Annotated in this window: 17 protein-coding genes; 11 read left to right on the forward strand and 6 right to left on the reverse strand. The window is 43.7% G+C overall.

The features are described 5' to 3' along the window. Positions 1-7 precede the first annotated feature (7 nt). On the reverse strand, positions 8-1,327 hold the full coding sequence (locus K5Q73_RS17400; RefSeq protein WP_259655238.1) for a SpoIIE family protein phosphatase: 1,320 nt from the start codon (positions 1,325-1,327) through the stop codon (positions 8-10). A 376-nt stretch (positions 1,328-1,703) separates the two neighbouring features. On the opposite strand from K5Q73_RS17400, the gene K5Q73_RS17405 reads away from it, so the two are divergent. The 5 genes from K5Q73_RS17405 (at position 1,704) to rfbD (ending at position 9,806) form a co-directional block, all read left to right on the forward strand. After that, positions 1,704-2,567, forward strand: coding sequence for a phosphate/phosphite/phosphonate ABC transporter substrate-binding protein (locus tag K5Q73_RS17405; protein WP_220764584.1), 864 nt, complete (start codon positions 1,704-1,706; stop codon positions 2,565-2,567). Continuing rightward, positions 2,567-6,115, forward strand: a complete 3,549-nt coding sequence (locus tag K5Q73_RS17410; RefSeq protein WP_220764586.1) for a PAS domain S-box protein — start codon at positions 2,567-2,569, stop codon at positions 6,113-6,115. The genes K5Q73_RS17405 and K5Q73_RS17410 overlap by 1 nt, the downstream gene beginning before the upstream one ends. A gap of 139 nt (positions 6,116-6,254) precedes the next feature. Next, entirely contained in the window at positions 6,255-7,751 is a 1,497-nt protein-coding gene (locus tag K5Q73_RS17415) for a sigma-54 dependent transcriptional regulator (protein WP_220764596.1), read from the forward strand. Between the two features lie 133 nt (positions 7,752-7,884). Next, positions 7,885-8,634: a phosphatase gene (locus tag K5Q73_RS17420; protein ID WP_220764598.1), complete on the forward strand. Its 750-nt coding sequence runs from the start codon at positions 7,885-7,887 to the stop codon at positions 8,632-8,634. Between the two features lie 65 nt (positions 8,635-8,699). Then, positions 8,700-9,806, forward strand: coding sequence for a dTDP-4-dehydrorhamnose reductase (gene rfbD / locus K5Q73_RS17425; RefSeq protein WP_220764600.1), 1,107 nt, complete (start codon positions 8,700-8,702; stop codon positions 9,804-9,806). A gap of 629 nt (positions 9,807-10,435) precedes the next feature. On the opposite strand, the gene K5Q73_RS17430 is transcribed toward rfbD, so the two are convergent. Further along, positions 10,436-11,902, reverse strand: a complete 1,467-nt coding sequence (locus K5Q73_RS17430) for a capsule assembly Wzi family protein (RefSeq protein ID WP_220764602.1) — start codon at positions 11,900-11,902, stop codon at positions 10,436-10,438. 433 nt (positions 11,903-12,335) lie between these two features. On the opposite strand from K5Q73_RS17430, the gene cysQ reads away from it, so the two are divergent. From cysQ to K5Q73_RS17450, 4 genes are all read left to right on the forward strand, one after another. Continuing rightward, positions 12,336-13,124 carry a 3'(2'),5'-bisphosphate nucleotidase CysQ gene (gene cysQ, locus K5Q73_RS17435; protein WP_220764604.1) on the forward strand — a complete coding sequence of 263 codons (789 nt, stop codon included), beginning with the start codon at positions 12,336-12,338 and terminating at the stop codon, positions 13,122-13,124. Positions 13,125-13,239: 115 nt separating this feature from the next. After that, positions 13,240-14,145 carry a fructokinase gene (gene mak / locus K5Q73_RS17440; protein ID WP_220764606.1) on the forward strand — a complete coding sequence of 302 codons (906 nt, stop codon included), beginning with the start codon at positions 13,240-13,242 and terminating at the stop codon, positions 14,143-14,145. A 136-nt stretch (positions 14,146-14,281) separates the two neighbouring features. Then, positions 14,282-15,034 carry a YdcF family protein gene (locus tag K5Q73_RS17445; RefSeq protein WP_220764608.1) on the forward strand — a complete coding sequence of 251 codons (753 nt, stop codon included), beginning with the start codon at positions 14,282-14,284 and terminating at the stop codon, positions 15,032-15,034. Positions 15,035-15,388: 354 nt separating this feature from the next. After that, positions 15,389-16,063: a DUF2982 domain-containing protein gene (locus K5Q73_RS17450; RefSeq protein ID WP_220764610.1), complete on the forward strand. Its 675-nt coding sequence runs from the start codon at positions 15,389-15,391 to the stop codon at positions 16,061-16,063. A 96-nt stretch (positions 16,064-16,159) separates the two neighbouring features. On the opposite strand, the gene K5Q73_RS17455 is transcribed toward K5Q73_RS17450, so the two are convergent. The 4 genes from K5Q73_RS17455 to galU form a co-directional block, all read right to left on the reverse strand. After that, on the reverse strand, positions 16,160-16,585 hold the full coding sequence (locus K5Q73_RS17455; protein ID WP_220764612.1) for a polymer-forming cytoskeletal protein: 426 nt from the start codon (positions 16,583-16,585) through the stop codon (positions 16,160-16,162). Between the two features lie 101 nt (positions 16,586-16,686). After that, positions 16,687-17,166 (reverse strand): ferredoxin-type protein NapF, encoded by a 480-nt coding sequence (gene napF, locus K5Q73_RS17460; RefSeq protein WP_220764619.1) that lies wholly within the window; start codon positions 17,164-17,166, stop codon positions 16,687-16,689. Positions 17,167-17,482: 316 nt separating this feature from the next. Next, entirely contained in the window at positions 17,483-18,502 is a 1,020-nt protein-coding gene (gene galE, locus K5Q73_RS17465) for a UDP-glucose 4-epimerase GalE (protein WP_220764621.1), read from the reverse strand. A gap of 68 nt (positions 18,503-18,570) precedes the next feature. After that, positions 18,571-19,479 (reverse strand): UTP--glucose-1-phosphate uridylyltransferase GalU, encoded by a 909-nt coding sequence (galU, locus tag K5Q73_RS17470; protein ID WP_220764623.1) that lies wholly within the window; start codon positions 19,477-19,479, stop codon positions 18,571-18,573. A gap of 515 nt (positions 19,480-19,994) precedes the next feature. Between galU and phhA the strand changes: the two genes are divergently transcribed. Both phhA and K5Q73_RS17480 read left to right on the forward strand, forming a co-directional pair. Beyond that, complete coding sequence (gene phhA / locus K5Q73_RS17475; protein WP_220764625.1) at positions 19,995-20,786, forward strand: phenylalanine 4-monooxygenase; 792 nt, start codon at positions 19,995-19,997, stop codon at positions 20,784-20,786. 117 nt (positions 20,787-20,903) lie between these two features. Then, entirely contained in the window at positions 20,904-21,242 is a 339-nt protein-coding gene (locus tag K5Q73_RS17480) for a 4a-hydroxytetrahydrobiopterin dehydratase (protein ID WP_220764627.1), read from the forward strand. Positions 21,243-21,298: the final 56 nt, after the last annotated feature.

Raw genomic sequence — 21,298 nt, forward strand, 5'->3', positions numbered from 1 at the left:
TGGTTCCTTACATTTTAGGATCACAATGGGACGAATTCGTCGTGGTTGAGATTAGCATTAACGATATATCGTCTTGTGCTTGTTTTTCTTGCCAAAGCTCAGTGCTGTAACTGAGGTAGTGCAATAACTTTTCTGCTGGCAACTCTCTGGCATCGCTAATATTTTTCAGTAGTTTTGCCAGCCCATAACTCCCAAATTTGCTATGGCGGCATTCATAGATCCCGTCAGAATAGAGCAGCAGTTGTTCATCTGTTTTTAAAGTGAAGTGCTGACTTTGGTAGCAGTGCTGTTTATTTATTCCTATTGGCAGCTGTGATTCAACGTAGCTATCATCGACAAACTTGGCTCCCTGGGGGCTCACTATTATTGGAGAGGGGTGGCCTGCGTTAATAATCTCAATCTCGCCGCTAATAGTGTTTGCGATGCCGATAAGTAAGGTCGCAAAGCGGCCGCACTGCTCTGGGTCGTCAAATTCTCGATTGAGATTGTTAGTTATCAATGCTAAATCAAGTGACTGCCAGACCTGTTGGCTGCTTGATAAGTGTTGGGCCAAGGTAAAACTTAGCATTGATGCTGCTGTGCCATGTCCGCTTACATCTAATAGATAAAAACCGATATGCTGCTGATCGATATTGAAACATTGAAATAGGTCGCCTGCGAGATCTTGAGCTGGCTTAAACTCAGTTGTTACTCGCCATCCTTGATTTAATTTAGAATTCTTGGGTAGTAGAGCGCGTTGCAGCTGAGCGGCGAGAGAGAGGTCGTGTTTTAGGTTATTTAGATAATCTTGCTCTTTTAGGAGCATCTTATTGAGTACTTGATTTTGGCTTTCTAATTCTCGTTGCATCTCTATAAGGCGCAGTCCCGCGAGAATTCTCACTTTCAGTACGCCGCTATGATAAGGCTTCGCAATAAAGTCATCGGCGCCAGATTCAATGCCTTCTATTAGATGAGCATTTTGATTATTGCCCGTAAGCAATATGGCATAGGGCGAGCGGGGCATTGATTTTATGATTTTGCATAAATCAATACCACTGAGCTCTGGCATCATCCAGTCGGTAATCACCATATCAACAGGTTCACGCTGAAGCTGCTTGATAGCCTCATTGGCATTTGAAAAACCTTGAACCGAAAATCCCATTGATTCAAGCAGGCTCAGCAGTAAGCAGCGTTCGCTGTAACTATCTTCTACGACGATGATTTTATGTTTTTGGACTGTCCTCAAAGGCTTGGTTTTAGTTAGCGTCGGGGGCTTGGTCTGAATCTGAGTCCTTGCCTTCGATAAGGGGATGGTCTTAGTTTGTTTCTTAGGCATAGTCATTGTCATTTTATCGCCACAGCCAATTACAGAGGTGTTGTGTAGCAAAGCAAACTCTATGCCAGACAAATGTTAATGCTCACGCCTATGTTTATCTCTGAAGTTTATATCTCTGTTTTATATCAGAGTTTTATATCAGAGTTTTATATCCATTTTTGTAAGTAATAAGTTTGATTGTTCAATGGTTAGGAATTGAAGTTTTTAGTTCCTATTTGCAAAAAGCAAAAATCAAAAAGCTTTTATGTGTTCGATTCTAAGATATTGATCTCTAAGTTTACTTGATTTCAGCTTGTGTAGGGCTGAGCAACTACAACTGTTGTTACTTTGGCATAGGGATTGCTAATTCTAATGCATGCTTTGCAACAGGCGCGAGGAATGAAATGTGATGTCTACACTTAACTCGTTCATAAAAGTCATTGTTTTATACTGGTTTACTTTAATGACGTGCTATAGCACAGCCATTAATGCTGCCGATGTTGAACCTAAGGTGTTGACCTTTGGGGTGGTGCCTCAGCAGGCTGCTAGTACCTTAGCAAAAGGCTGGGCACCAGTATTAGCTGAATTATCGCAAAATGCGAAAATTGATTTGCAATTTGCAACGGCGCCAGACATTCCAACCTTTGAGACGCGTCTAGCTAACGGCGAGTATGATATCGCTTATATGAATCCTTACCATTTTACAGTGTTTAAGGAGTCGCCTGGCTATATGGCATTGGCTAAGGAGCAAGATAAGTACCTTAAGGGGCTGATTGTTGTAAGGAAAGACTCTGGCTTATCTGAACTGATGGATCTAAATGGCAAGTCATTAGCGTTTCCGGCTCCTGCAGCTTTCGCTGCGAGCGTTATTCCTCGGGCTATTTTAAAGCAACAAGGCATTGCTCATAACACCAAGTATGTCGGCTCCCATGATTCGGTCTATCTTGCCGTCGCTCAAGGACTTGTCGATGCTGGTGGCGGGGTAGGGCGTACCTTTAAAAATATGGATACGGATGTGACAGAACAATTAAAGGTCTTATGGCGGACGCCCGGTTACACTCCCCATGCTATCGCCACTCATCCCCGTGTTTCCCATGAGCTACGCGAAGTATTGTTAACTCAGTTACTGGCTCTATCTAACACGAGTAAAGGTCGAGCCCTGCTAGATGGTCTAGGCTTCAAAGCCATGGAAGCTGCGCAAAGTAGTGATTGGGATGATGTGCGTGCGTTATCACTCAGTGAGCTGGATGCGCCGTTAAAGGAGAGTAACTAGTGTCATTTCGAATTAAGACGATTCTTGGGATCGCAATAATCGAAGGCCTGCTATTAATGTTGCTGGTCTACACAAGTGTCGATTATTTGAAAACCTCCAATCAAGCAGAAATTGAGAAACGAGCTAACTCTACAGCCTCACTATTTGCTGCTGCCGCTAAAGATGCGGTAATTAGTAGCGACTTGTCGACGCTTAATGTGCTCGCTAATGAGCTGTTAACCACCTCTCAGGTGCTCTATGTCAATATCTACGATAAAAGCCGCTTATTGGTCAGCGCCGGTAGTGTTGATGGCAACTCTGTGTCCTCATTAGATAGCGGGATCGTAAATGTGGATGACGGGATCTTAGATATAGAAAGAGGTGTGCATGAGTCGGGATTCAACTATGGCAGGGTTGAGCTGGGTTTTGATACGGCGCAGTTAGATAGTTTCATTACCGATGCTAGAACACGGTTTTTAACCATTGCAGGTGTCGAGATGTTTTTGGTCGCCTTGTTTTCTTGGTTATTAGGCCACTATTTGACGCGTAATTTAGCACTGCTGAAAACGGCTTCACAACGGATCTTATTGGGAGAATCACAAGTCCAAATTCCTGTGAGTAGTGGCGATGAAATAGGTCAGACTATGCTGGCTTTTAATCAGATGGTTAAAAAAGTCGCCGACAAGAATCAGGCCTTAGTGAGTGCCAATACTCGACTCAATGCCATATTACAAACTGCTGTGGACGGCTTTGTGGTTGTTGATACTCAAGGTGTCATTGAAGAGGTTAACCCTGCCGTTAGCCGCCTGTTTGGTTACAGCCCTTCTGAGCTTATTGGTCAAAATGTGTCATTGTTGATGCCATCGAATGAACGCAATATGCATGATGAATATATTCAGCACTATTTAACGAGTGCTGATGATAAAACCGTAGGCAAAGGACGCGAGCTGTTAGCACAGAAAAAAAATGGCAGCCTGTTCTCTATTGAGTTGTCTATCTCAAGAATGCGTATCGATGATGAGGTGCTTTTCTTAGGCTTAGTGAAGGACTTAAGTGATGTAAAGTGTGCTCAGGCTGCAGCGCAAAGGACAGAGTCTATTCTGTTGGCGACATTAGAGGGCAGTAAAGATGCCTTGGTGACGATAGATACCAGTGGTGCCATTCAAGAGGTGAACGACGCGGCGTGTTTACTGTTTAAGTTTCACTCTGAACAGATGCTGGGCCAGCAGCTGGAAGAGATACTCTTTAGCGCTGACGATAAGGATTGTTTTCATAGCCTTTTAGAAGAGTACCGAGCCACTGGCGAAGGGCTGGCGGTTAGACATTCTACTCAGATGAAAGCGACTCGCTCCGATGGTGAAAAGCTGGCCATTGAGCTGACACTTATCCCAGTACAGCTAGGCCAAGAAATGTTGGTAACAGCATTTATTCGAGATATTTCACGTCGAATGGAATACGAAACTCAATTGAAATTGGCAAAAGAGCAAGCCGAGCAAGGAAGTGAAGCAAAATCTCGTTTTCTAGCGACCATGAGTCATGAGATCCGCTCTCCCCTGAATGCCGTGTTAGGGAGCGTCGAATTAATATTGGACTCAACATTAAACAAAGAGCAGCGAATATATGCTTATACAGCTAAAGAGGCTGGTACGGCATTGTTGAGTACGATTAATGATATTTTGGACTTCTCTAAGATTGAAGCTGGGCAAATGGTGTTGGAAGAGAGCGTTTTCTCGCCTAACAAACTGGCGATGCAAGTGTTAGAGCTACTGTCTGTTAAAGCTCAAGATAAAGGTATAGAACTGGCTCTGTTTGTCGATAGAAATGTACCAGAGAGCTTGATTGGAGACGGTCAAAGGCTTAGGCAGGTACTGCATAACTTGGTCGATAATGCGATTAAATTTTCATTTGGTGGATGCGTAGCTATAGAGATGTGGCTAGCCGACGCTGGTGAGGCTCGATTGTGTTGCAAGATCTCAGACCAAGGTATTGGGATCAGTGAAGAGTCTCAATTGACATTATTTGAAGAATTCAGCCAAGTACATGATAGCCATAATACCAACTACAGTGGTACCGGGTTAGGTTTGGCAATTTGTGCAGAGCTCATTGCTCTAATGGGAGGGCATATTGCGGTCGAGAGCCAGCAAGGCCGGGGGAGCAGCTTTAGTTTCGATTTATTACTGCAACGGGTGGAGAGTGATAATTCAGATTCGCCTATGCCATTTACGTCAGTATCATTAACGTCACGAGTGCTGTTAGTACACCAAGATAAGGTTTTTAGTGAGCTATTGAGAAGGCAATATAATCAATATGATGTGACCACAGTTTGTGTTGATAGTATGGATGCTCTGTTTAATCGCTTGAGGGGATCTGCTAGGTTTAACTTAATCCTAATCGATGAGCTTTGCCTATCAGACATAAATATTGAGATGGCTAACCAGCTTAAGCGTGATTATTTACGTGATGATGGTTTGCTCACCGCGTTAATGACAACAGTATTGCCTGAGGCTTCTCGCGCACTAAAAGCTTGCGGATACAATCAAGTGATTAATAAACCATTGAGCCGAGATACGATGCTAGGTCTGCTCCTTGGAGAGCTGGGAACGTCTAGTCTGGAGACTCTAGATGAACCCATGATCGCTGTCGCTAAAGAAGCACATCTTCCTATATTGCTAGCTGAAGATAGCCCTGCAAATCAGATTGTTGCTAGTGCAATGTTGAGAAAAGCAGGTTTTCAGGTCGAAATAGCCAATAATGGCCTTGAAGCTCTGGCAATGGCAAACGCTAAAGAATATGGCCTCATTTTGATGGATATGAGAATGCCCAAGATGGATGGTATAGAAGCGACGCAGAAGATATTGCAATCTCGGCCCTCTCAAGTTGTGATAGCCATGACTGCAAACGTGCAAAAAGAGGATGTCGAGCAATGCATTAATGCTGGAATGAAAGATTTTGTACCTAAGCCTGTCAATCGAGTGAATCTTGTTAATGTAGTAAATCAATGGATTGTATCGAATATTGAAGAGGTTATAGTTAAACCTGAAGTCGATGAAGAATATATTGATGGAGTCAGCCATATTATCGATAACGCTAAGCTTATGCCGTTTGAGCTCGCTAAGGCAAAGAGAGTTAACATCGTTAAAAATGAGAGTGATAAAGTAGCGCCAATGCCTAACACTCTGCAAAGGAATGAGGAAGAAATGATTATTATCGATGAGGCCGCTCTGAATGAGTTAACAATCATGCTCGGTGAAGAAGCGATGAATCGAATGATTACGGTTTTCTTAGCTGAAGCAGAGGAGCGAGTACACACTCTAAGCCTTTTAGTTGCAGCTCATAACAAAGGCAATGAATGGGATTTTTCTGAAATAGACCTTCAGGCCCATACACTTAAAAGTAGCTCAGGAAGTTTCGGCGCCAAGGCATTGTCTATTGCTGCTGAACAATTAGAGTTAAGCGCTAAGGCTGAAGATGCTAACCAAGCTCCAGTATTACTGGATGACGTGATCGCAACGGGACTATTAACGATCAAGCTATTTAAGCAACGTTTTGAACTGAAACACCAAGAGTAATTACTGCTAGACTTATTAATATTAGATTCACCACTCATAGGTTTTTACAAAGAGGATTGGTGACAGCAATGAGCTTAACCTTTTGAGTCTAAGCGAGTTGTTACCTGTAGCTGTTTAATTTTCAATAGGCTGATTTTATATGGATATAACAAGCTCATTTACCGCATTACTTGTTGAAGACAGTATGTCTCTCGGAGCGCTTTATACTGAATATTTGCGTACAGAGGGAGCGCGAGTGACTCATGTTAATCATGGGAGTGATGCGTTAAATGAACTTAAACGTTGGCAACCCGATCTACTCGTGCTTGATATCCAACTTCCGGACATGTCAGGAATGGACATTTTAGAAAGAGTACAGCAGGACTATCCTGATATCACCGTCATTATGATTACTGCTCATGGTTCTATTGATCTTGCTGTTGACGCTATGCGTTCGGGGGCGTTTGATTTTCTCGTCAAACCTTTTGATGCAAAACGTTTATCTATTACTGTGCGTAATGCTTTAAAACAGCGCCAGCTGGTTAATCTTGTCGCAAAATACGAGAGTAGCCTACCTAAGCCACATTATATGGGCTTCATCGGGGAATCGTTGGCGATGCAAACCGTTTATAAAACAATTGACTGTGTTGCTAGCAGTAAGGCCTCAGCCTTTATTATTGGTGAAAGTGGCACGGGGAAAGAGGTGTGCGCCCACGCTATACATAATGCAGGTAATCGCAGTGATGGTCCCTTTGTCGCGTTAAACTGCGCCTCAATCCCAAAGGATCTTATTGAAAGCGAGATATTTGGGCACACAAAGGGAGCGTTTACTGGCGCAATAGCCAATAGAGATGGCGCGGCGACACAAGCGCATAACGGCACGTTGTTTCTTGATGAGATCTGCGAAATGGATCTTGAGCTGCAGAGCAAGTTGTTACGCTTTATTCAAACGGGTGTATTTCAACGAGTGGGAGCGACCAAAGAGGAAAAGGTGGATGTAAGGTTTGTCAGCGCGACGAATCGAATGCCGTGGGATGAAGTTAAAGCGGGTCGTTTTAGAGAAGATCTATTCTACCGCTTACATGTGATCCCAATTGAGTTACCTCCGCTTAGAATGCGCGGTAAAGATATCTTGTTACTCGCATCGAGTCTGCTTAAAGAGTACAACAAAGAAGAAGGGAAGAAGTTCAAGGGATTTAGCCCAGAAGCTAAGCAATGTTTAAAGTCTTATCAATGGCCCGGTAATGTAAGACAGCTACAGAATGTGATCCGCCAGATAGTGGTATTAAATGACTGTGAGTTAGTTGAACTCGATATGTTGCCTGTACAGCTGACAGCCGCTTCAAATTCCGATGGTAAAGCTATTGAGGCTGAGTTAACAACTCCTTCTTTCCTTGATGAAATTGAGCAAGTTACTTTTGCTAAAGAGCAGCAATATGCGCCCGAAGCTGCCGCTGATACCCTTAATGAAAACCGTGATGCCAAAAATGATGAGATAGTACCGCTTTGGAAGACTGAGAAGCAGACTATTGAAAATGCTATCGCTCGCTGTGACGGCAATGTGCCGAAAGCCGCTGCATTGCTGGATATTAGCGCTTCAACAATCTACCGAAAACGTCAAACTTGGGATGAGTTAGAAAACAGCTTAAGCCACTAAAATTCTTGCTAATGTTCTAGATTGCTTATGTATTCGATTATCAAGCTTATCCATAGAGCTCGCCTAATGAAAGGAGTAGACTAAGCGTCTACTCCTTTTTTGTTTAAAACTTTCTTGCTGTGAAGAGAACGCCATGAAATATCTTGTTGATACCCATACACACACCATTGCTTCGACCCATGCCTATAGTACGTTGCAAGAATATATTACGATGGCTAAACATAAGGGGATTAAGCTTTTTGCCAATACAGATCATGGCCCGGATATGGCCGATGCGCCGCATTTTTGGCATTTTGTTAATTTGCGAGTTTTGCCACGAGTTGTCGATGGCGTAGGGATTTTACGTGGTATCGAAGCTAATATTAAAAATGAGGTTGGAGAGATAGACTTTTTTGGTGACTACCTACAAGAGCTCGATATTGTGCTCGCTGGTTTTCATGAACCTGTTTTTGCTCCAAGCAATAAAGAAACTCATACCGCTGCACTCATAAACTGTATCAACAGTGGTCATGTCGACATCATTACTCATCCTGGAAACCCTGCGTACCCCATAGACATTGCTGCCGTTGCTATGGCTGCCGCCGAGAATAATGTCGCGCTTGAGATCAATAACTCTTCATTTTTAACTTCTCGAAAAGGCAGTGAACATAACTGTTTAGCGATAGCTAATGCAGTAAAAGACGCTGGTGGACTTTTGGTCATGGGATCAGATTCTCACGTAGCCTATAGCCTAGGAGATTTCACTCAGGCTGAACTGATTATCGAACAAGCTGACTTTCCGATTGAACGCCTGCTCAACCGAAGCCCCGAAGCTTTGCTCGCATTTTTGTCTGCACGAGGCCACGGCTCACTCGATGAATATTCGGTTCTACTCGAAAGCTAAAATTAAAGCTAAGTAAACAGTGAAAAGAGAGAAGAAATAGCTAAACGAGTGAAGAGATAAACAAGATGAAAATTGTTATTACGGGATCAGGTGGTCAGTTGGCGCAGGCGTTGCTATCTATAGCGAAGCTTGCCAAAAATGATGCTGAATTATCCACCGCAGAGCAAATGCTGCTGCATTTTTTTCCCGAAATTAAAGCCTGTATCGAACCCAGTGATGAAGTGGTTGGCGTCTCTCATCAAGTGCTCGATATTGGTGATATCGATTCAATACGTAGAGCATTGGATACAATTGCTCCGGATGTAGTTATTAACTGCGCGGCTTATAACGCAGTCGATAAGGCCGAGATTGATATCGACATGGCCATGGCTGTCAATGCGATAGGGCCTAAATTACTCGCCAGTGAATGTCGGCTTCGACATCTTAAGTTAGTGCATATTTCGACTGACTTTGTATTTGATGGTGAGTTATCACGTGCGTACACAGAGCAAGAACTTTCCAAACCGTTATCCGTATACGGCAAGAGTAAACGTGAAGGCGAGCGCTGGGTCAGTGAAATATTAGGTGAGCAAGCAACGATTATTCGCACCTCATGGCTCTATAGTTGTTATGGCGATAATTTTGTTAAAACCATGCAGAGTTTATTTAAGACAAAAGAGAGTTTATCGGTTGTTAGTGATCAATTAGGTAGTCCTACCTGGTGTGAAGCGCTCGCGGTGGTTATTCTGATGCTGATTAAGCAAAAAAAGCTATCGAATACGAGCGATGGCAATAGTAATATAGAGCAAGTTGTATACCCGCTACATCAGGAAAAAGGTGTCGCTCATTTATATCATTACGCTGGTGGATCTTGTACTTCTTGGTATGAGTTTGCAGGTGAGATTCAGCGTCGAACACAGGTTGGCGAGCCAGTTAGCACAGAGTCAGCTTCGAGCACTGTGGCATGCAAAATAGAGCCCATTACCACTCTAGCTTGGCAAAGGTTACATGAAAATCGCTTAGCAATAAGACCTGCACAAAGTGCCTTAAACGCAGCAAAAGTGAATCAGCTACTCGGCATCGAGTCGAAAAGCTTAATCAGTGCCAATTGGCAACAACAGCTAGAGGCCATGCTTAAATATCAAAAAGTTAAAAGCGAAGAAGGGCTAGAGCTTAGGAAAAGCAGGTTCTAGGTAAAAGGCTAAGACGGTACAAGCTAAGACGAAAAATACGAACGGCCTGCGGCCTGACAGATTACGGAACGTTCGCAAGCTCACTTACGGAACGCTTCGCTTACGGTGAAGGGCTAAGAAGGGCGATACGCTTCTAGGACGTGACTATGTCTTCGCGAGAGTGTCGCGTTGCGACTTCTAGGCTGAAGCTAAGAAGTTAAAGCCGAGCAAGCCGAGACGGAAAAGCTAAAAAAGAAGGTCCTAGGATAAAGTAGGTTATAGGGAAAGCAACAGAAATACTGTTTGGCTTTTGATGTGGATTTTCGTTTTCTTAGAACCTGAAACCTGATTTTTACGTAGGTCGGCATTTATGCCGCCAATTTAGGTGTATTAACTGCAAGACTGATGGGCTAAAGCCCAACCTACGTAAAGAGGGTGGGGCTTTGCTTTCGATTTTCCTAGTAGGACGCAGTCCGTTCTAGAAGTGAGCTTGTGAACGCCCTCGTAGCGAAGCGTCCTAGTTCCTTTGTAAAAAAAAGGCAAAAGCAGCTAGGACTACTTTTGCCTCTGAAGCTAAACGAAGTTTGTTTAGCTTGTGCCGTCTTTGTTTAAATCGGCTTTTATCGTCTTAGCTTTTGCCGGTTTTTATATTAAAAACTTCTTTCCCAGCCGGCGTAAATCGTAGTATCCCAGTCATCACCACCAGAGGTCATATATTTGCTATAGCCTACAGTGCCACCGACTTTTAACGTACCTTGGTAGAACGGTCTATGGTAACTAGTATCAAACTGGTATACGCGCTCATATTCACCAGGAGACACAGGATTACCTCCAGATGGGTTGCCAGTATCAGTCCCGTCAGTGTTGAGTCTTAACCAACGAAACTTATTGCTGATGTTTTGTCCGCCACCTAACTGAGTGATGCCGCCAATAACGAGTGTCGTTGCGTCATTGTCATAGGTGCTGCCTAGGCTTTTTCCATAGTAACGATAGCCATCTTGATAGAAACCATGTTCATAGAGGCAGTTATAGGCATTTGAATCGACTCCACAAGCTACTTGAGTATCTGAGTATTCGATAAACACACGAGTATTGAGATCAGATAATAGGAAATCGACACCGCCCATATTAGCTGAGTTAATTAGCTTGTTCTTACCGTTGTGGTAATCTTCGTGAATACGCTCGTAGTAGATCCCGTAAGGAATACCAAAGGCGGTATCAGACCAGCGGAAATCATAGCCTGCAAGCATATTCTCTTGGCCATTTTTAATTTCACCTTCACTCATGCCACCATTAAAGAGGCCATCCCACCAGTCGCCTAAGCTGTTACCGTAACCTTCACCGCCCCATTGCATGGTCCATGAGAAACCCACTTCAAGTTTGGAGATAGGTCTTAATGTTCCGCGAGCCCCCCAGTGCTTAGCTTCCGGTACATAGCGGTCGCTTTCCATCTGGCTAAATGAGGTGGTAAATGTCCATGGGCCAATCCAGTTAAGCCATGGGGTTTCAAATGCTTGGCTGTTATTACGGCTTAGCGTCATTCCTGGCATAGGTCTAGCGTTGGTGGTTTGAATAAGGCCACTATCCCAACCTGGTCCCCAGTATTTCTGTTGGGCGCCAGCACTGACTATCCAGTTACCTAGCATGACGGCTGCAAAACTGTTATCTAAGCGTGTGCTGTTACCATCGATAGGGTCATAGTGGTAACTTGCTGCTAAGCGACCGCTAAACCAGTCTTTAGTGACTTCAGCAGACACTGCTGCTTCGGCTTTATCGCGATAATCTTGACCAAAACCAATAAAGCGGGTGGTATCTGAGCCGCCAGCAAGTTCTATTTTGCTGCTCATGCCGCGATGATCATGCTCATAAGCGCTTATGATTCTGTCGAATGCATCACGCTGAAGATTGGACAGAGTATTCTGATCTGCCTTGTCCATATCTTGTTTAATACCATCCCACATTAGCGGGTAAGTGGTGATGGGCTGCACAATCACGCCTGTATCAGACAGGAGTTGAATGTCGGCTCTTAGTGGTAAGTCAGTGGGTTCAACCCACCAAGCTGCTTGCACTGAGCTGCAACTAAGCAGTAATAATCCAGATAATAATTTAAGTTTCATTGGGATCCCTTTTATCAATGAGGCGCATTTTAGAGGATTTCACTGCTGGCAGGTAGTGTTAAGGTAAATGAATCGATGATTAGACACAAAGTGTGACAGCTTGAATGTCGGTTAAAGCTAACAAGTCTTAGCTTCTAGGAAAAACAGCTTCTAGGAAAAACAAGTTCTAGGTACAAGCTAAAGCGGTTACAGCAAAGACGGGGTAAGCAAAGATGGAACGGCCTAAGGCCTACAGAACGATTCGCTTACGGAATACAGAATACAGAATGCAGAATGCTGTCCGTCCTCACTGCGGAGCACTCTAGAACTTAAGCTCTATCTCCTTCTCTTAGTCTGTTTTCACCCTAGAATGATTTTTTGGTTATTAATTTTTATGATTAAATACTGGCATAATAGAAACATTACCTTTGACAAATTATAGAGATAACTCACATTGAGCCAGGTATTTAAACAAGAATGGCTATCAGCCATTGTCGATATAGCCACTGAAGCGGGTGACGCCATTATGGCGATCTATGGCGAAGATGACTTAGGAGTTGTAACTAAGGCTGACGATAGCCCTGTTACAGCAGCAGATCTTGCCAGTCATAGAGTTATCGTTGAGCGGTTACAGCAGCTGACACCTAACATACCTGTGATGTCTGAAGAGTCGACGGGTATCGATTGGCAGCAGAGACGTCATTGGCAAGCTTATTGGTTGATAGATCCACTCGATGGCACGAAAGAGTTTATCAAGCGTAATGGTGAGTTTACCGTCAATATAGCCTTTATTGAGCAAGATAGAGCCGTAGCAGGTGTGGTATACGCGCCGGTGCTAGACAAATGCTTTTATGGTGAAATTGAGAGTGGAGCTTGGTTAAAGTATGCGGGAGCGCAGAGGCGATTAACCAAGATTAAAGATTTGAAAACCGCTCCCCCAAGGATCGTTGGCAGTCGCTCTCATTTAAGCCCTGGTTTACAAACATATTTAGAGCAGATTGGTGAACATGAGATGAAAAGCGTCGGCAGTTCACTGAAATTTTGTTTACTGGCTGAGGGAGAGGCTGATATTTATCCTCGCTTAGGGTTAACCAGTGAATGGGATACCGCAGCAGCGCAGGCTGTTTTGGAAAGTGCAGGCGGTCGGGTGCTGCAATACGACACTAATACCCCTCTTAATTACAATCAAAAGGCCGACATACTCAATCCCTATTTTATTGCTTATGCGCCTCATTGGGATTAAGCCAAGTTGATTTAGTTTCTGTTGATTTTAGCTATTGGCGAAAGTCGAACGTGCGGAATTAAAGGCTATTGTCGATTAAAGTATTAGAACGAATTGAAAATACTAGGAGAGAAGAATGTTACGCATAGGCGTTGATCTTGGTGGTACAAAAATAGAAGTTGTAGCACTTAACGAGCAGGGCGAAGAGCTTTTTCGTAAACGCATGCCTACTCCTAGGGAATATAAGGCAACGCTGGATATGATAGAGGCCTTAGTCGCTGAAGCTGAGCGGCAATTAGGTCAACAAGGCACTGTTGGCGTCGGGATCCCTGGCGTTATTTCCCCTTTTTCTGGCCTTGTTAAAAATGCGAATTCGACATGGATTAACGGACATCCATTAGATATTGATTTAGCTAAGCGCTTGAACAGAGAGGTGAGGGTGGCGAACGATGCCAACTGTTTTGCCGTCTCTGAAGCTATAGATGGTGCAGCTGCCGGTAAAGCTGTGGTATTTGGAGTCATAATCGGTACGGGATGCGGCGCAGGTATTGCCATTAACGGAAACGTTCATAGTGGTGGCAATGGCATTGGCGGCGAATGGGGGCATAATCCATTACCTTGGATGACTGCTGAAGAGTTCAACTCAACCAGCTGTTTTTGCGGTAATAAAGATTGTATTGAGACTTTTATCTCTGGAACGGGGTTGGTTAGGGATTATCAACTTGCAGGCGGCGTTGCTGAAAGTGGCATAGAGATCGCCGCGCGAGTGCAGCAAGGTGAAGCTTGCGCTATAGCCACATTTGACCGCTATCTAGATAGACTCGCCCGCTCCTTAGCTCATGTCATCAATGTATTGGATCCTGACGTCATAGTGTTGGGGGGCGGGGTATCGAATATTGATAGTATCTACTCTCGACTTCCTGATGTTTTGCCTAAATATGTATTAGGCGGCGAGTGCCGCACAGCTGTAGTGCAAAACATGTATGGTAGTTCTTCAGGTGTACGCGGAGCTGCGTGGTTGTGGAGTAAAGATGAGACTTAGTTTTGTTAATGACTAATTTAACCACTAATTTTACCCGCTATTGATACCACCTTTTTGGGGATGGTCACAGATAACGTTAATAAATAGAATAACATGCTACACTTCTTAAATATATTCACCTGATTTTGGCTGCTTTATGTTTTGGTTAAAAAAGATAGTGTCGCAGTTTTTCATGCCAGTCCCTTTAGTACTGCTGCTTATTGCACTTGCTTACTTAGTGATGCGTAACCGTCAGTCCTCTAGAGCGTTATTAGCGATAACCGCAGCATTACTGATCACCTTGAGCAGCAGTTGGGGCAGCAATTGGCTACTTGCGCCATTGGAAGATCAATATTCAGTTAATAATAAGCCTATGGCTCATGCCTGCTTGGTGATGGTGCTTGGTAGTGGCCATGATGAAAACGCTAATTTGACTGCGGTGCAGCAACTTTCAAATACAGCCTTAGCCAGGTTGACTGAGGGAGTGCGTCAATTGTCTCTAGGTCAAAACTGTAAACTAGTGGTGAGTGGTTGGAGCGGTGGACTCTCAACTCGCTCACATGCTGATGTGATGTTTGATGCTGCCGTGGAGCTCGGCGTATCGCCTAAAGCTATTATTAAATTGCCATTGGCACAAGATACCATAGAAGAAGCACAATTTATGAAGTGGGAGGTCGAAGATGCGCCTTTTCGCTTAGTCACGTCGGCAAGCCATATGCCGCGTGCAATGGCCATTTTTACTAATGCTAAGCTTAATGCGGTTGCTGCGCCTACCGATTTTGCACAACGGGCCACTTATTGGTGGCGGTTCGATGCACAGAGTTTATTAAATTCACAACGCGCTATTTATGAATATATGGGATTGCTCTGGTTTAAGCTCAAGCATGAAAAAGAAGGTCCTAGGTCCTAGGAAAAGCAGGTTCTAGGTTAAAGCAAAGACGGTACAAGCAAAGACGGAACTGCCTACGGCCTTACGGAGCGCTTCGCTGACAGTTTGGAGCTAAGAAGGGCGCAGCGCTTCTAGGACGTGACTTCGTCACTGCAAGAGCGTCGCGTTGCTATTTCTAGATACTATACAAGCAAAAGCGATATTTAGAGTTTTTACTACTTTAACTTTGTTGCTGTTGGCTTAAGGTTTTCCTAGAACCTAGAACCTAGAACCTAGAACCTAGAACCTAGAACCTAGAACCTAGAACCTTATTTATTCTGTTTTTGTAACCTGCTAGGATCCCGCTGTGCCACAAACAATAAGAGTATGTAAAAGTTGATAAACGAAGCTGTTCTGATCCGCCCCATCATTAAACGTAATGGATTAACACTGACTTTTGCTGGTAGCCTCAGTCTAGCCGCTGGGTTAGGGCTCTTTTTATCGGGGAGTCATCTATTTGCACCTGGAATGATTTGTTTTGCGTTTGGCGCAATCGCTCTGGTTTTGGGGGGGGCTAAATTGGTCGAACCGGAGGTGACGGTTAAACTGACTGACGAGGGGCTGACTTATTTTCATAGACGGGGTCAGGTTGTTATTGAATGGAACAATATCCAACGTTTTGATCAACCCAGAGTTTCTCAGGGGATTGACACCCTAGACTTGCCTTATATAGGCGTAAAGTTAAAACAGATCAGCCCTGTTTTAGAGTGTATTTCGTTGCGATTGGCTGCGGGGTTACTCACCGAGCAACGCCCTCTGTTGATGACAGCTTCAACTCAAGGTGAAGACCTATCTGTGTTAGAAGAGCAGATGAGCGCGGAGTTTACGCCTTTTATTGAGAATGAGGACAGATATAAGGGAGTACTCGCTATGTTTGGTCACCGTTGTCGGCTATTAAATTCACACTTAGGCTATCATCTGTTTATCTCAACAGATTCACTCGATAGGTCAGAAATTGAATTTCTCGCTTTACTGAGAGAGTATAAAAACAATAGTTCAGGGCAGTTGTAGAGCGATTGTGGGCAAGTCGTAGTGCTGGAAAGGTGAATTTAATGCTAGCTAGGGTAAAGTGATAAAGCCGCTAGCATTAAATAGGCATGATGGAGGTTAACTCATACTGAGTTCAGCGTCTTCAATCACTCCTTCTTTAGCTGATTGGCTGTTTTCCTGTTTAGGCGCTGAGTTTGAGGGTAAGAAGGCGATATCATCTCTCACGCGCATTCCAATAAATTGACCACCTTCAAAAATTTCCATCGACTGGCAATTTACTTCACCATCGACAAGACCCGTACTAGTAATGTTAAGCTTTTCACAGGTCAGTTTACCGCGGAAAGTACCAGAGACTCTTAGCTCCGAACAGTGAAGTTTACCATCGATAAGGCCACCCTGTTCGATAGTGACGTTACTACTGGAGCTTACTTTGCCAAAGAGTTCACCAGCAATAAGCGCTTCAGCTGAAAACTCAGTTTCACCAGTAAATTTGGTGCCTTGAGCAATAAATGTTAACCCGCCGCTTCTTTTTTTTCTAAACATAATCGTGTCACAGTCAGTCTAAGTTGCTTAGATGTTACCTTGAAACTCAAGGAAACAAAACCACTTAAATTTGGCGCTAATATGTCATATTTTTGGCTGTTTTACGCGGTGCGAACTATGATTGCGGTTGATGGACAAGGTGCTACACAAGCACCACAGCCTGTACAGGCTTCAAGATCGATTTGAGGCAGGGGGGCTTTACCTACTGCAAGGGTGAAGCTAATGGCGCGGGAGTCACAGGAGTCTTTACAGCTTTGGCACCAGCTCCCTTGATATGCCATACAGCTATCTTGGATTTTGGCCTTAACTTGCCACGGTGTGGTGTTAGTATCTTCAAATAGATCTTCTGGGCAGGCATTTGCACATTCTTTGCAAAAGGTGCATTCATCAAGTTTAAAGTCGATTTCAGGAAAGCCACCATCGCCTTTGACAATGATTTTAGTTTCACAGGCCGAAATACACTTATCGCAGCGGGTGCATTGGTCGGTAAACTCGATTGACTGCTTTACCCAAGGAGGGCGAACTGCATCACTCTTTTTGCGGTTGAAAAGTCTTCTTCTGCTCTGATTAATGCTGCTCATTTATAGGCTCATTTTTAGAAGGTATTAAGATTGTAAGTTTGTTGGCTTACAGGGATTTTAGGTTCTAGGACGTTCGCAGACTCACTGCGAGACCGCTGCGCTTCTAGATACTAGGAAAAGCTAAAACAAAAGTTAGTATCAGTTTAGCTTACGATCTATTTTGCTAGAACCTAGAACCTAGAACCTAGAACCTAGAACCTAGAACCTAGAACCTAGAACCTAGAACCTAGCTAGTACTCAAGCCTAGAACCTGCTTTTCCTAGGACCTAGGACCTAAGACCTAAGACCTAAGACCTAAGACCTAAGACCTAAGACCTTAGCCTTCGTTCTGGTAACCATTCGGATTACTTGATTGCCAGTGCCAGCTGCTTTGTGCCATATCATCGATGCTGTGAGTTGCTTGCCAGTTTAATTCTGTATGTGCCTTTTCTGGGTTTGCATAACATGCTGCAATATCGCCAGGTCTGCGCTCCACTATCTGATATTTGATAGTGGTATCGCTAGCCTTTTCAAAGGCTTTAACCATTTCAAGTACACTGTAACCTTGACCTGTACCTAAGTTATAGGTCACTAACCCTGATTGGGTGTGTAGCTTATCAAGAGCTCGTAAGTGACCTATAGCTAGATCGACAACATGGATGTAATCACGAACGCCTGTACCATCGACAGTATTATAATCACTGCCGAATACGCTTAATTGCTCACGTTTACCGACGGCAACTTGAGTGATAAATGGCATCAGGTTATTAGGGATATCATTGGGGTCTTCACCGATTAGTCCGCTCTTATGAGCGCCTACAGGGTTAAAATATCTTAAGCAGGCGATATTCCAGCTATTATCTGAGTGATAAAGATCGCTAAGGATATGCTCTACCATCAATTTGGACTGACCGTAGGGATTAGTTGCCCCTGTAGGAAAGTCCTCTGTGATAGGCAGGCTTGCAGGATCGCCATAGACAGTGGCTGATGAGCTGAAAACTAGATTTTTAACGTTAAACTCAGCCATGACTTCACATAAGACGATAGTACCTGTGACGTTATTCTCATAATAACGTAGCGGTTGTGCTACTGACTCACCAACGGCTTTTAGGCCTGCGAAGTGAATGACGGACTTAATGTCATGATCAGTAAATAGTTTCTGCAAGAAAGCTCTATTGAGTACATCGCCTTGATAAAAGGTTACTCTTTTGCCAGTGATCTGCTCGACTCTTTCTAGGGCCGTAACGCTTGAGTTGCTAAGGTTATCTAAGATAACGACGTTATTGCCGTTATTCAGCAGCTCTACAACTGTATGGGTTCCGATATAACCAGCGCCGCCGGTAACTAAAATCGTCATTATCTAAAATCCTTTAATCTAGGCGATATGCAACAGGTGTTAGCTATTGTCTATTAGTTAAGTATCTATTACTTAAGTGTCTTAACGATAGCTTTTAGGTACTCAGCGAATTCTGGGCCAATTTCCCTATGACGCAGTGCATGCTCTACATGGGCCTGCATATAGCCTAACTTATTACCACAGTCATGACTCTTACCTTGCATGTAATAGGCATTAACAGTTTGGTTTTCCATCAACATAGCAATGGCGTCTGTTAGCTGGATTTCATCGCCAGCACCTGCAGGCGTCTTAGCAAGGTACGACCAGATCTCGGCAGGCAATACATAGCGACCAACAACGGCTAAATTAGAAGGGGCATCTTCAACGCTTGGCTTCTCTACTAATTGAGTTAACGGCAGTGATTCACCAGGGTTTAGTTCTGCACCATTGATATCGGCAATGCCGTATTGATTAACAAGTTCATGTGGCACGCCTTCAACCATGATTTGACCGACCTCGGTCTGATCATAAATCGCAACCATCTCGGCAAGGTTGTCTTTGCTTAAGTCGCTGCTTGCGTCGTCGATCAGTACGTCCGGTAAAAGTACGGCAAAAGGAGCGTCACCTATGATGCTTTTAGCACATAAAATAGCATGACCTAGGCCTTTAGCTTGTGACTGACGAACACTAATAATCGTGACGTCGTCTGGGCAAATAGCTTGTACTTCAGCTAAGAGTTGACGTTTAACGCGACGCTCGAGTTGAGTTTCTAACTCAAAGCTGGTGTCGAAATGGTTTTCAACTGAGTTTTTACTGGCGTGAGTAACTAAGACAATCTCTTTAATTCCCGCTGCGATAGCCTCGTTGACAACATACTGGATAAGAGGTTTATCCATAACTGGCAGCATCTCTTTTGGAATAGCTTTAGTGGCTGGAAGCATCCGGGTTCCAAGGCCTGCTACAGGGATAACTGCTTTGAGAATTTTATGTTGTTTCATTCTAATCCTATCTACTCTAAGTCAGGAGTGGGTATACAAACCTATATTCTATACCGAAATAAAGCTCGAATGGTGAAGATTTGTTTAAAGCGAGTTGTAAATTAACTTTATTTGCGATTTTGTTGAAAAGTTGAAGAATTTTTCGGCTTAGAGCGACTATTGGCGCAAAGAAAAAGGCTTTCTGTTGTTAAAGCTCAGCTTTAACAGTTCGCGGGTAGAAATCACATAATGCTACTGATGTTGAAAATTAGCGGTTTTAAGGCGGTTGATTAAGCTCGTGTCAATTGTTTTATACGCTTCAAGGCTAAGCATCGGCACGATTTGGAGAGAAAACCGCTTAAGCGTGTAACATTATTATTACACTTAGTGGCTCTTTACTGATGAACAATAAACAGTGATCGGCTTAACAAGTTTGCAGCTTTAGTGAAGTATGAAGTAAGCACTCCTTATCAGTTGTAGAGCGCTTATTTTCACTCTTGCTCCAAACTACTGATTAGAATCATGAGTAAATAACTATGAGTAAACCGCACAACTATACAGCACGTTTGCCAGATGCCGATGGCTATATTGAGTACCCTCAAACTGAGCATGATATTTGGTCACAGCTTTATCAAAGACAGAAAGTCAATCTACCTGGCCGCGCCTGTCAAGAATATAACGATGGCCTTAATAAACTGGGGCTTGCGAGCGATAGAGTGCCGCAACTCTCTGAGATTGACGATGTCTTACTACAAGCTACTGGGTGGAAGACGGCTGCGGTTCCTGCGCTTATCTCATTTGGTAAGTTCTTTGAGCTTCTGGCTAATAAGTCATTTCCGGTGGCAACTTTTATTCGTAGCCGAGAAGAGCTGGATTACCTGCAAGAGCCCGATATTTTCCATGAGGTATTTGGCCATTGTCCATTGCTGACCAATTCATCTTTCGCTCATTTTTCTCATCTGTATGGCCAATTAGGGCTTGCGGCGAGTAAAGAGGATCGGGTCTTTTTAGCAAGGCTATACTGGTTTACTGTCGAATTTGGTTTATTGCGTTCTAAAAGCAACGAATTGAGAATTTATGGTGGAGGGATTTTAAGCTCTCCAGGTGAGACTTTGTATGTTATGGGCTCAGAGCCTGAGATTAGGCCGTTTGATTTAATAGATGTGCTGCGTACGCCATACAGGATTGATATTATGCAGCCAATTTATTATGCCATTGAAGAGATTAGCGACCTGGGCGCAATAGCCGAGATGGATATTATGGCTGCAGTTAATAAGGCACGAGAGTTGGGATTGTTTACTGCAACATTCCCCGCTAAATCGGCTTAGTTATAACTGATAGTTAAAAGAACCGTTAAAAGAGTTAACTAACGCCCATCAGCGATTGTTGTGAGTATTAAGAGGCGTAAGTAAAGGCGAATTAGTAGCAATGATTAAGGAATAGATATGACTGAATTAGCGCAAATGAAATGTGAAGCATGCCAGGCAGATGCACCTAAAGTGACAGATGATGAACTGGCGCAGTTAATCGCAAAAATTCCCGATTGGGGCGTTGAAGTCCGTGACGGTGTTATGCAGTTGGAACGTGTGTACAAGTTTAAAAATTTTAAGTTAGCAATGGAGTTTACTAATAAGCTCGCAGACCTAGCCGAAGCTGATTTTCATCACCCTGGGATCTTAACCGAGTGGGGTAAGGTGACGGTTACTTGGTGGTCGCATTCAATAAAGGGCCTTCATAAGAACGACTTTATTATGGCGGCAAAGACCGACACCTTATTTGAATAAGCTTATAGGCATTTAACGGCTGCAAAATGGCTGTTTTATTACCGGATGAGTTCGTC

It is taken from the genome of Shewanella sp. MBTL60-112-B2 (assembly GCF_019655055.1).
Taxonomy (GTDB): domain Bacteria; phylum Pseudomonadota; class Gammaproteobacteria; order Enterobacterales; family Shewanellaceae; genus Shewanella.